7 protein-coding genes are annotated in these 11,724 nt (G+C 59.1%); 4 read left to right on the top strand and 3 right to left on the bottom strand.

The window, feature by feature from the left end:
* The first annotated feature begins 135 nt into the window (after positions 1-135).
* Positions 136-474 (top strand): DUF4188 domain-containing protein, encoded by a 339-nt coding sequence (locus KH616_RS13790; protein WP_292245329.1) that lies wholly within the window; start codon positions 136-138, stop codon positions 472-474.
* Positions 475-686: 212 nt separating this feature from the next.
* Here KH616_RS13790 and KH616_RS13795 read toward each other — a convergent pair whose 3' ends face one another.
* Positions 687-1,250: a GNAT family N-acetyltransferase gene (locus KH616_RS13795; RefSeq protein ID WP_292245331.1), complete on the bottom strand. Its 564-nt coding sequence runs from the start codon at positions 1,248-1,250 to the stop codon at positions 687-689.
* Positions 1,251-1,643: 393 nt separating this feature from the next.
* On the opposite strand from KH616_RS13795, the gene KH616_RS13800 reads away from it, so the two are divergent.
* Complete coding sequence (locus KH616_RS13800; protein WP_292245333.1) at positions 1,644-2,078, top strand: GNAT family N-acetyltransferase; 435 nt, start codon at positions 1,644-1,646, stop codon at positions 2,076-2,078.
* A gap of 221 nt (positions 2,079-2,299) precedes the next feature.
* Here KH616_RS13800 and KH616_RS13805 read toward each other — a convergent pair whose 3' ends face one another.
* Positions 2,300-3,199, bottom strand: a complete 900-nt coding sequence (locus KH616_RS13805; protein ID WP_292245335.1) for a DMT family transporter — start codon at positions 3,197-3,199, stop codon at positions 2,300-2,302.
* 377 nt (positions 3,200-3,576) lie between these two features.
* On the opposite strand from KH616_RS13805, the gene KH616_RS13810 reads away from it, so the two are divergent.
* On the top strand, positions 3,577-4,596 hold the full coding sequence (locus tag KH616_RS13810; protein ID WP_292245337.1) for an aldo/keto reductase: 1,020 nt from the start codon (positions 3,577-3,579) through the stop codon (positions 4,594-4,596).
* Positions 4,597-4,780: 184 nt separating this feature from the next.
* On the opposite strand, the gene KH616_RS13815 is transcribed toward KH616_RS13810, so the two are convergent.
* A complete protein-coding gene (locus tag KH616_RS13815; protein ID WP_292245338.1) occupies positions 4,781-6,184 on the bottom strand; it encodes a serine hydrolase in 1,404 nt (467 codons plus the stop codon).
* 953 nt (positions 6,185-7,137) lie between these two features.
* Between KH616_RS13815 and KH616_RS13820 the strand changes: the two genes are divergently transcribed.
* Positions 7,138-11,724 (top strand): filamentous hemagglutinin N-terminal domain-containing protein (locus KH616_RS13820; RefSeq protein WP_292245340.1); only part of this gene is annotated, 4,587 nt, incomplete at its 3' end.

The raw sequence follows: 11,724 nt of genomic DNA on the forward strand, positions 1-11,724 counted from the left end.
GAGAGCGGCCAAGCTCCAGTCCCGCGGGCTAGCGGCTTTACTTGTGCTGCTAGCGGTCCGGCTGGCCGTGATGTCCCGCCCCATCTGAGCACTTGGTGAAGCGCCGCTCAGCCCCTACTGCGTGGAGAACCGTAGATGTACATCGCAGCCTTTATCTATAAGCCGGGCGAGGTCGACGAAGAATTTCATCGCCTAAGCGCCATAATCAATGAAGTGGCGGCCAGCCTGTCCGGCTTTCTCGGCGCGGAATCCTGGCGATCAGCCGATGGACGGCTGGTGAACGCCAGCTATTACTGGCGGGACGAGGAATCGCTCAAGGCATTTGCCTCTGCCCCAATGCATCTGGACGCCAAACGACAGTTCCGGAAATGGTATGGCGGATATCACGTCGTCGTATCGAAAGTGGAGCGAGCGTATGGAGATGGGGCGTTCGAGCACTTCGTGCCTGACTCAAGGCGGCCGAGAACCCGTTGATCCTTGCCTCTTTGTAGCGACAATCCGCAATGGGAAAGCGGACCGGTTGGTGCGTTCTTCGATACAGCTGCAACGTGGGCCCAAGGACGGACTCCGGTTTTACAACGTTCCTTCGAACCTGTGGCGCCGTGTTGCCGATATTCTGACCGCTGCCAAGGAATACGAGTAGCCGCTCGCGGCCCCTCCCGATCCCGCTCGACAAGAGCCGCCGTTCACGGATTCGGCGGCCGCTCTCGACGCAAAATTAGCACCGACTTGCCGCGATAGGTGGTCTCATTCTCGATCTCGTACGAGAGTTTTTTTGCCAAGGCTAGCGATGCGAGATTGTCCGGAGCGATGATGCACACAGTTTCCTGGCAGCGAGAATCTGCCTCCAGCCACTGTAAGGCGGCCACTGCCGCTTCGGTAGCGTAGCCAAGTCCTTGAGAGTCTTTTGCAATCATCCAGCCGATTTCGTGTACCTTGTCGAAGTCGGGAGTTAGTGTTCGCTTGAAACGAAAGAATCCCACCTCGCCTACGAATTTCCTGCCTATCCTTTCCCTGACAATCCAATGACCGAACCCAAGAAGCCCCCAGTGTCCCACTATTCGGTGTAAGCGAGCCCAAACCTCTTCCCGCGTGAGAGGCGAATCGATAACTTGGGCGACAACCTCTCTGTCTGACCACATCAAATGCATTTCCTCGAAATCATCGATGGTGGGCGGAGTAAGTACGAGTCGGTCGGTTTCCAGCGAAACGGTGCGATAGGACGTGTTGCTAGGGCTGGCTGAGAACATTGCTTGAGATGTTATGGCGATCCGATAATGTACCTGTTCATAAAGCCGCGCGTTAGCGTAACCGCTAACCCAGTAGTATTAGATCACACGCAGACCGCCGGTTCCCTTGATCTAGTAGCCAGCCTCGGGATTGACCAGCCGCACTTTCTGTAAGACGGCGTACTCGTCATCCGCGAGGTAGTTTTCGCGTTCGCGGAGAAACGGAGGGAGTTCAATGAAGGCCGCTTTCATCGAAAAATATACGCTATTTGCGTATGATTTCAAGGAGTGGTGTTGATGAAGGGGCGGCGGCATCTACTCACAAATACTGTGTAAATAAACAGTATTTGTGGCAATATCGTTCTTCCACAAACAAGAGCGTCGCGAACTACCGTTAATCCCACCGGAGACCCTATGCCTAGCCACGAAATCATCGTCACTGATGTGATCGACGAAGCCGAACTCAAAGCAATCGAAGATGGTTTGAACCAGTTCAACGACGACCACGTAGGTTATGGTGATCGGCAACCGCTGGCCGTGTACGTGCGCGATCAGGACAGTGGCGAGTTTGTTGGCGGCGCGGTTGGCCGGTCTTCGTTCGGGCTGCTGTTCCTTGATTTGCTTTTTCTTCCGAAAACCGTGCGCGGCAAGGGCATGGGCGCGCAGATCCTGCAAAGATTCGAAGAAGAAGGGCGCCGTCGGGGATGCAAATCGGCCGTGGTCTACACCATCAGCTTCCAGGCGCCAGAGTTTTATGTGCGTCATGGCTGGACGCTATTCGGCACGATTCCCTGCGATCCGCCCGGCACCTCGCGAGTCTTTCTCAGCAAGGCGCTCAATACGCATTGAATCCCAACCTGGCATCCGCAGGTAAGATCCCAAAGGGTGTCTGGATAGTCGTCGCATGGACGACATCCGACACCCCAACGACTTCCCGCCGCTGACCCCCGAGCAGATTCAAAGATTGGTGGAGTCTATTCAAGATGCCTTCGGCGGCAATTTCACACGAACCGCCTTCGTCAATCACCTGCTTTTCGGCGGCGACCTATCGCGAGCTATCTTCATCGACTCTAAGTTGCAGGCCCTTCGGGCGGCTGTTCGCGTATCGCTACTGCGATAGCGCTGCCGACGATCAACGCAATGCCGACGATTGCGACGATACTGAGTGTCTCGCCCCACAAGACATATCCGAAAAGCGTTGCCCAGATGATGCTTGTGTAGGTGTACGGTGCCAGAACCGCAGCGTCAGAGCGTCGTACGGCAATGGTAAAGAGAAGTTGCCCGATGGTAGCGAAAGCGGCAAGCAGTGCCATGATTACCAGATCCATGATGGTCGGGAGCCGCCATGCAAAAAATAGGGACACTCCAGTTACCAGGGTCCCCACGACCGTGAAAAACAATACGGTCATGCCGGAGTCGTCACTGCTTCTGATTCGCAGTATCTGGATCATCGAGAGCGCACCGCACACGGCACTCGATATCAGCAAGGCTGGCCCAATCCAGCTAGACTGAGCCCCCTGGGGGCGAACAACAAGCAGAACGCCAATGAAACCAATCAGCGCTGCAATTGCATTCCGAACGAGCAAACGTTCTCTGAGCAGAAAAGGTGCGAGAACGATAACGAACAACGCTTCCGAATAGACGATCGCTACCGCTTCGCTCAACGGTAGATAAGGCAGGCCGGCGAAGAACAATGCCGACGCGCCGATCAGCGTCAAAGCACGGATAGCCTGCCCTCGGACGTCTAGGTTACGAATCCGGGCAGCGATCGAGCGGCCGCGCAAACAGACGGCAAGTGCCGGGACGACACCAAAAAACATGCGAAAGAAGGTGACTTCGTTTGCCGGGTAGCTCAATGCGACCAATTTACCAAGCGCATCGACGATCGCAAAACAAAGCATGGAGCCCAGTATTAGGGCTATGCTTTGACGCCGAGCTATCCGATCCGTCAGAAGAGAGTCAATCTGCATGCGACCTCTGCCAAGAATAGCCGCAAGCAACCATTCACCGTATTGGTTGCTGCCGCTCGAGCGATTGATGAAATCTGCTCATTCGTATTATCCACAATACGTCACGTCACATTGACCGGCACCTGAATCCACACTTGCCCGCGTGCGGCTATCTTTCTGGAACTCGGATTAAGGCCAGTGTGACGCTCAATGCGCGGATGGCGTGAGTGCGCTAGTATCTTCACGGTCAATTGGAGCATAGCATGACGGAAAGCGAGATAGACCTCGCAATTGCAGCAACGCGCATCAACCGAGCTTGAAGAAGCAACCGGATCATCGATCGTCTGTCGCGGCAGCGCGGCGATCTCCGTTTTGGGCGTCACATGGAGGGAGCGGCTGTGCAGCACAGATGGCTTGGACACAATGAATTGTTGGTGCCGGTGCTTACGCTTGGCACGGCGAGTTTTTCTTCCGTCAACGCGTGGTCCGACAAGGACGGAACGAAAGCGCGCCGGCTCGTAGACATTTGCCTCGATGCTGGCTTAAATATGTTCGATACCGCCGACGTCTATTCGAACGGCGATGCAGAAGTTGCGTTGGGGCGTGCCATTGCCGGGCGGCGTAGCCAGGTAATCATTTCGTCCAAGGCTGGCCTGCGCAGCGGGTCTGGTCCTGATGACGTCGGCGCGTCACGCCGGCATTTGATAGATGCCGTCAACGGGACATTGCGCCGGCTCGGCACCGACTACATCGACTTGTTTCAACTACATACATTCGATGCGCTTACGCCCCTTGAGGAGACTTTGCTAACACTGGACGATCTTGTTCGCGCAGGAAAGATCAGGTACCTCGGCGTTTCGAATTTTTCTGGTTGGCAATTAATGAAGTCGCTGGCCGTTGCGCAGAAAAATGACTGGAAGCGCTATATCGCCCACCAAGTGTATTACTCGCTGATTGGACGAGATTATGAGCGAGAGCTTATGCCATTAGGCATCGACCAAGGCGTCTCAGCGTTGGTGTGGAGCCCACTTGGGTGGGGGCGTCTTCGCCCGAAAACGTATCGGAGTAGCGGAAGTCGGTCTCACGACGCCACGCCACCTTATGTTCCGCCGGTGGACGAGGGGGTATTGGGCCGAGTCATCGCTGAGCTGTCCCGAATCGCAAGCGAGACCGGCAGAAGTGAGGTGCAGATTGCGTTGAACTGGTTGCTTCAGAGGCCCACAGTTGCGAGCCTCATCATAGGTGTGAGCAGCGAGTCGCAGCTTATACACAATATCGAGGTGATCGGCTGGAGCTTGTCTGGTGAACACATCAGGAGGCTCGACACTGCAAGCGCGACAGGAAGTCCCTACCCGTACTGGCATCAAGAGGCCTTCCCTGAACGAAATCCTTCCCCTAAATTTTATCCAAAGACGTGAACCGATCAGGGTAGTGAACGACTGCTTTCGCGAATTAGGAACGTCCGCATACACGAATGCCCTGATGAGCAAGAACATCGTTCTCTACTTGAAAATTGGCTACCTTGAAATGGGACGACGCCCACATCCGACGCGCGCCGGTTCCACGATTGTCGATATGGCAAAACGCCATTGAACTAGCTGCTTACGCTGCCGAAGCGTGCAGAGAGCTGATGACTTTCTTGACGAGCCGATCTGCTTCATCAATATCGAAGTGAGGAGTTTGGGCATTCCCAAGCCGCACAATGACCAGTTGCTGCGACGGCACAACGATGATGTACTGTCCCAGATTGCCGAGCGCGTAAAACGTGTCAGCGGGTGCATCCGGCATCAATGGCATTCCCGCAGGTTGCTCGCTGTCGGTGCGCTCACGGTGGTTCACCCACCACCCAGCCCCATAGTTGGTGGCAAGCGTAGGAGTAGTCGACCATTGCACCCAGCCCTCCGGCAATATTCGCTGCCCATTCGGCGCGACGCCGTCATTTAGATACAGCTCGCCAAAACGGGCCCAATCGCGGGCCGACGCCAGCATGTAGTGCGCGCCGATTGGTGTACCGGTCTCGTCCATTTCCATGGTCACATGCATCCCAAGGGGCGCGAACAGTTCGTCGTGGGCGAAACGTTGCACATCGGCGGCGTTGCCCCCTACTGCGTCGCGGACCATGCGCGCTGCGAGATGGATGCTTGCGCTGCTGTACGCCCAACGCTTTCCCGGCGGCGCAATGGCGCGCGCCTGACGAGCGGCTGCCGCCATGTCGGGCGTGCGCACGTACATTACCCGATTCGATGGATCGAAGCCGCTACCGGTCTCGTCCAGGTCAAGACCGCTCGTCATCCGCATGAAATCCGAGAGGGGGATCGAGGTGCCCGAGCCGTTGTCGAGTGGCACCGGAGTGTCCTTGCGCAATTTCCCCGTGCGGACGAGCACACCTACAAGGGCATTCGTCACGGACTTGCCGATCGAGAAACCGAGAATTGGCGTATCGGCATCGTAACCATGCGCGTATCGCTCGGCAATCAGCCTGCCTTTGTACGAAACGACAACGGCTTTTGTTCGGCGCGGCTTTTCGGAGGGTTTCTCTGCGAATGCATCGTCAATCGCTTGGGACAGCCTCGGCGATGCGTCAAGCTGGAGCGGCAGGGAAGTCTGGGGTATCGGGGAAAGGGGCTGGGGTGATTCCAGCAACATGGGGGCGGCATCCTTCACGATTGTGCAGCCCCATGAGCCCCGGTAGATGGCACGACTGGTGAATGTACCCGTGATACTGGCACTGACTTCCTGTTGCTGGCGGTCTACCCGATAACGGATAAGCGGCGCTATCAAGTCGAAGCCCGGTCGGGATGCAATGGTTTCGGAGAATATCGTGTCGGGTTGTTGTCCGCTTACGAAGGTTTCCGAGCAGATGTCGTGCGCGGTGGTGCCGGTGGCGACACGGGCTGCATAATCCGGACGCAGTGCTGTGCAGCCCGAAAATGAAAGCGCGAGTACAGCAGAGGCTAGTAATAAGTATGGGGGATTCATTGCGATTTCACGGTGACGTGCATGCATGTGGATACTCGAGAGTTTTCGCTATTGCCGATAGCTCCCGCGCCGCGAATGAGTTCCGTTACATATGAATCATAGCGTCCGATCGCACCTCCGATATTTCATCGCTTGAATTTGCAACTTGAACGAGCCCTTGAATGAACCTGGGCAAGGACTGCTGTGATTGACAAAGCACCCTTGCACGGCGGCTAGCACGAGAGACCGCTCAAGGTCGGTCGGCTTGCGCTAGTCGCAATGGCCCAATCATGGCATCTCGTTGTGCCAACTGCGAGGCTGCCGGGATAGTCGTCGCATGGACGACATCAAACACTCCAACGATTTCCCGCCTCTGACCATCGAGCAGATTCGCGATCTGGCTACGGCAGCTTAGCTGATGTGTCCGGGAGAACGGGGAAGGCCAATTTGCAGGCAGCATTGCGATTGCGGGGCTCAACCTAAACGCAAGCCTTTGATTTTTATGGAGTTGTGGGGCGCCTCCCATTCGGAGGTCAACTTTTCTGCGAATTCTGTAGGGAAAGATCACCTTTTCTGCCACTTCCTCGCGGGGAAATTCGCAGAAAAGATGACCAAGTCATTGATTTGCATGGACGGTAGAGGTCACCTTTTTTGCGAACCTACATCGGTCGGATTGTGTTTTCCGGAAAAGATGTCCGTGGTCTCGATATGTTGTCGTTGATGAATAGGCAAGGTTTCTGTTCGATTCTGATTGCCAGGGCTCTTTGGTGAGGATTGACGATGAGCCAACGATTCCCCACCAATCGCAATTCAATGCATTGCACGAGCTGCAGACAAACTGGTCGCGTGCTGCGTGTGAGCACAAGTCAATCGGACATATCTGAAATTGGGATTTTGTATCTTTCCGCCGACGGCTGAGTAATTGCTGACAGCAATTCGTAAGGTTTTCGATATGCTTGCGCACCATCACCAACGAATGAGCGCGGGCCGCGTCGACAAGAATGAACAAGGATACGCATCGTCTGGTGTATTCCAGGCTTCGGGGGATGATGGTGGCTGTCGCGGAAACGGCGGCGGCCGAGGGCAAATCGGCGACGGGTGAGGCGCGTGTGCGGCGGCGGTCGTTGACGTCCGGCGTTCGCGTTGTGATGGCGGGTGTCGTCGCGATGGGCATGCTGCCTACCCTGTCCGGTGCGCAGATTGTTCCGACGCCGGGCACCAGCACGCAGGTGATCCAGACACCGAACGGCTTGCCCCAGGTCAACGTGACGCGTCCGTCGAACGCGGGCGTTTCGGTCAACACCTACAACCAGTTCGATGTACAGAAAGCCGGCGCGATCCTGAACAACTCGGCCACGATGGTTCAAACCCAGCAGGCGGGCTGGATCAACGGCAACCCGCATTACGGCGCCGGACAGGCCGCGCGGATCATCGTCAACCAGGTCAACAGTCCGAATCCGTCTCAAATCCGCGGCGCCGTGGAGATCGCAGGCGCCCGTGCGGAGCTCGTCCTGGCTAACCCGTCCGGGATTTTCGTGGACGGCGGAACCTTCCTGAATACCAGCCGCGCGACCCTGACAACCGGCGTGCCTTTCTACGGCGCCGATGGTTCGCTCGCCGGATACAACGTCGACCGCGGGCTCGTCACCGTCTCGGGCGCCGGCTTGAACGCAACCGACACTGACCAGGTCGACCTGATCGCCCGCGCTGTACAGGTCAATTCCGCCATCTATGCGAAGAACCTGAACGTGATCGCAGGCGCGGCCCAGGTCAATCGCGGCACGCTTGCTGCGACGCTGATCGCCGACGACGGCCCCGCCTCATCGATCGCGATCGACGTGAGCCAGTTGGGCGGCATGTATAGCAATCGGATCTTTCTCGCATCGAACGAGTTCGGTGTGGGGGTGGCCAATGCCGGCACGATCGCGGCGCAGGCGGGTGACCTGACGTTGCAGTCGAACGGCCAGCTCGTGCTCACCGGCAAGACCGCGGCGAGCGGCAATCTGGCGATGTCGGCCATTGGCGGTATCCAGAACAGCGGCACGACGTATGCGCAGCAATCGTTGTCGGCCAGTACGAGCGCCGATCTCACGAGCAGTGGGACGCTCGCGGCGCAGCAGAACACGACGATCAACGCCGGAAGCATCAACTCGACCGGCACGCTCGGCGCGGGCATAAGCAACGACGGTTCCGTCGCGCACAGCGGCGACTTGGATCTGACGGCCTCGGGCCAACTGAGCGCGACCGGCCAGAACGTGGCGGGTGGCAATGCATCGCTGACCGGCGCCAACGTGAATCTCACCGGCAGCCAGACGGCGGCGAACGGCAATCTGTCGCTGAGCGCGACGTCCGGCGACGTGAACCTGTCGAACGCCACGACGAGCGCACAAGGCGCGATTCAGACGAACGCTTCTGGCACGCTGATCAACGATCACGGCAGCCTGTCGGGCGGCGGCGGCACGACGCTGACTGGTGGCGCCCTCTCGAACCAAAGCGGCAAGGTCTCGTCGCAGGGCCCGCTGTCGGTCAACATGGCCGGCCAGATCGCCAATCAGTCCGGCGAACTGGTCTCCGAGAGCACGGCGAACGTAAATTGCGGCGCCATCGCGAACAACCTAGGCACCCTCCAAAGCGCGGCCGGCATGACGGTGGCCGGTGCGTCACTGGACAACACGGCGGGACGGATCACGTCGCTCAACGGCGACGGTCTGTCGGTGACGACGAGCGGCCAATTGACCAACGCCACGGGGACGACCGCGAACGGCGCGCAAGGCGGTGTCATCGGCGGAAACGGCGATGTGTCGGTCCAGGGCGCAAACGTTGTCAACCACGGCGCGATCATGTCCAGTACGAATCTCCACGTTGCGGGCCAATCGGTCGACAACGGCGGCGGCACGCTGCAGGCTGCGCAGAGCGTCGCGGTCGATGCCGGCGCGCACCTGACGAATCGCGGCGGTTCGATTGTCGGCCAGACGGCCACGGTCAGCGCAACGACACTCGACAACAGCGCCGGCACCGTGCAGGCCGACCAGGTGTCGTTGAATGCGATGAACCTTGCGAATCACGGTGGCACGATCACGCAGTACGGCTCGGCGGCAATGGGAATCAACGTCCGCGGCACGCTCGATAACTCGGCCGCCGGCGTGATCCAGACCAACAGCACCGACCTGATGTTCAAGCCGGCGGAGCTGAACAACGCGGGCGGCACCATTACGCATGCCGGCACGGGCACGCTGAAGATCGCACCGGGTACCGGAACCAATGCGGGCGCCAGTGCGTTGAACAACGCATCAGGCACCGTCGTGACGAAGGGACAAGCGGTCGTCGATGCGAGCAGCTGGAACAACGCGAGCGGTATCCTCGCCGCGCAGCGCGGCATCAACGCCACGATTGCGGGTGACGTGAACAACGCGCAGGGCCTGCTGCGATCGGATACGTCGCTGTCGTTGACGAACGGCGGTGCGTTGTCGAACCGAGGCGGCCACGTCCAGGCCGGGCAATCGACAGCGGGCGACGCCAGCACGCTCGCCATTCAATCGGCCTCGATCGACAACGCGGACGGCGCCATTGTCGACCTCGGCGCGGGCAAGATGACCGTGCAAGGCGACAGCCGGATCGCCAACAGCCATGCTGGTGGTGTGTCGGGCATGGGTGCCATCACCGGCAACGGCGATGTGATGGTCAGCTCAGCGTCGATCAGCAACACGCAAGGCGGTCAGCTCAGCGGCGGATCTTTGCACGTCAACGCGAACACGCTAGACAACAGCGGCGGCACGATTGGCAACGTCACGAATTCGAACGGCGACGTAAACGTCACGACGACCGGCGCGATCACGAACCCCAACGGCCAGATCAGCTCGACGCACGATCTGTCGGTCGCGGCGGCCACGCTGCTGGGCGGCGGCATATACAGTGCAACGCACGACGCGAACGTGAACCTGCAGGGCGACTATACGGCGGCATCCGACACGCAGTTCAACGTCGGTCGCGATCTCGCCTTCACGTCGCCCGGAACCTTCACGAACAATGCGAACCTGCAATCGGTCAGCAACCTGAGCGTCAATGCGGGCAACATCGTCAACGTGGGCGCCTTGACGGCCGGCGGCCTGCTGCACACGCAATCGACCAACCTGGTCAATACCGGCGCGCTCGTGGGCGCCAGCGCCTCGTTAAACGCGACAAACACGATCTCGAACCTCGGGCCGACCGCGTTGATCGGAGCGTCGGACAGCAACGGCACGCTCGAAATCCTCGCGCGCGACATCGAGAACCGCGACGACACGACGGCCACCGACTCGATGGCGACGACGGCCATCTTCGGGATGGGCAAGGTCGTGCTGGCCGGCGGCAAGGATGCGATCGGCAATTACACGAACGCGGGACTCGTCAACAACGTGTCGGCATTGATCCAGTCCGGCGGCGACATGGAATTGCACGCGGACAAGGTGACGAGCACGCGACGCGTGATGAAGACGTCCACCCGTCAGATCGATCCGGCATTGCTCGCGCAGTTCGGCATCAGCATGTCCGGATGCGTGGCAGTCCACATGGAAGCCTGCTCGGGCCGGGACGTGGGCGGGGTCGACCTGAACAAGCCCGAAGTGCGTGAACTTTTCCTGGATTTCGTGGGTGGGGTTCCCACCGATCCACCGCATGGCGGGCAGTGGAACAGCAACTACCAGAAGACGACCTACTATGCGGATAGCGCGACGGCGACGACCGTGACGGACATCAGCCCGGCCGCGCAGATCGTGTCGGGCGGCAGGATCGATGCGTCGTCGGTCCGCACGTTGCAGAACTACTGGAGCAACATCGCGGCGGTCGGCGACGTCAAGATGCCGGCTCGCTACGACGCCGATGGCTGGGCGGCGTCCGGCCAGAAACTGCCGGGCGTGACAGTTTCTTACTCGGGGCAGTACCACTACAACAACTACGACAACACCGAACACGACTGGCAACTGCCATTCGGCAATGCACCGTTCGTGACGGGGCGCCCGGGCGGTTACACGCAGGTGGCGCCGGCGTCGATCAAGGACTACAAGCTGCCGGGCTATTTTTCTACGCTGAGTTCCAACGGCACGATCTCGGGGACGGGCGTCGGCGTCAGCAACACGGCGGGCAACGCATCGATTCCGTCGCTCGGCTTGCTGCCGGGGCAGTCGGTGCCGGGTCTCACGCCCACCAACCTGAGCGGCAATGCGAGCGGCGCGAAATCGGGCGCATCGTCCGTGCATGGTGGTCCGCCGGCGCCGGTCGATCCGATCATCGCCAGTGCGACGGCGCTGAACGTGCTGAACAACCTCACGATTCCGCAAGGTGGCCTGTACCGGCCGACGACCGCGCCAAATGCGAACTACGTAATCGAGACGAACCCGGCGTTCACGAACCAGAAAAACTTCATCTCGAGCGACTACTTCTTCGGACAGCTCGGCGTCGACCTCACGCACATTCCGAAGCGACTTGGTGACGGCTTCTACGAGCAGCAGCTCGTGCGCAACGAAGTCACGGCGCTGACTGGCAAGGCGGTGCTCGGACCGTACGCAGACCTGCAGACGATGTATCAATCGCTGATGGCAGCAGGCGCGGAT

The organism is Burkholderia sp., from assembly GCF_018375725.1.
Taxonomy (GTDB): domain Bacteria; phylum Pseudomonadota; class Gammaproteobacteria; order Burkholderiales; family Burkholderiaceae; genus Burkholderia.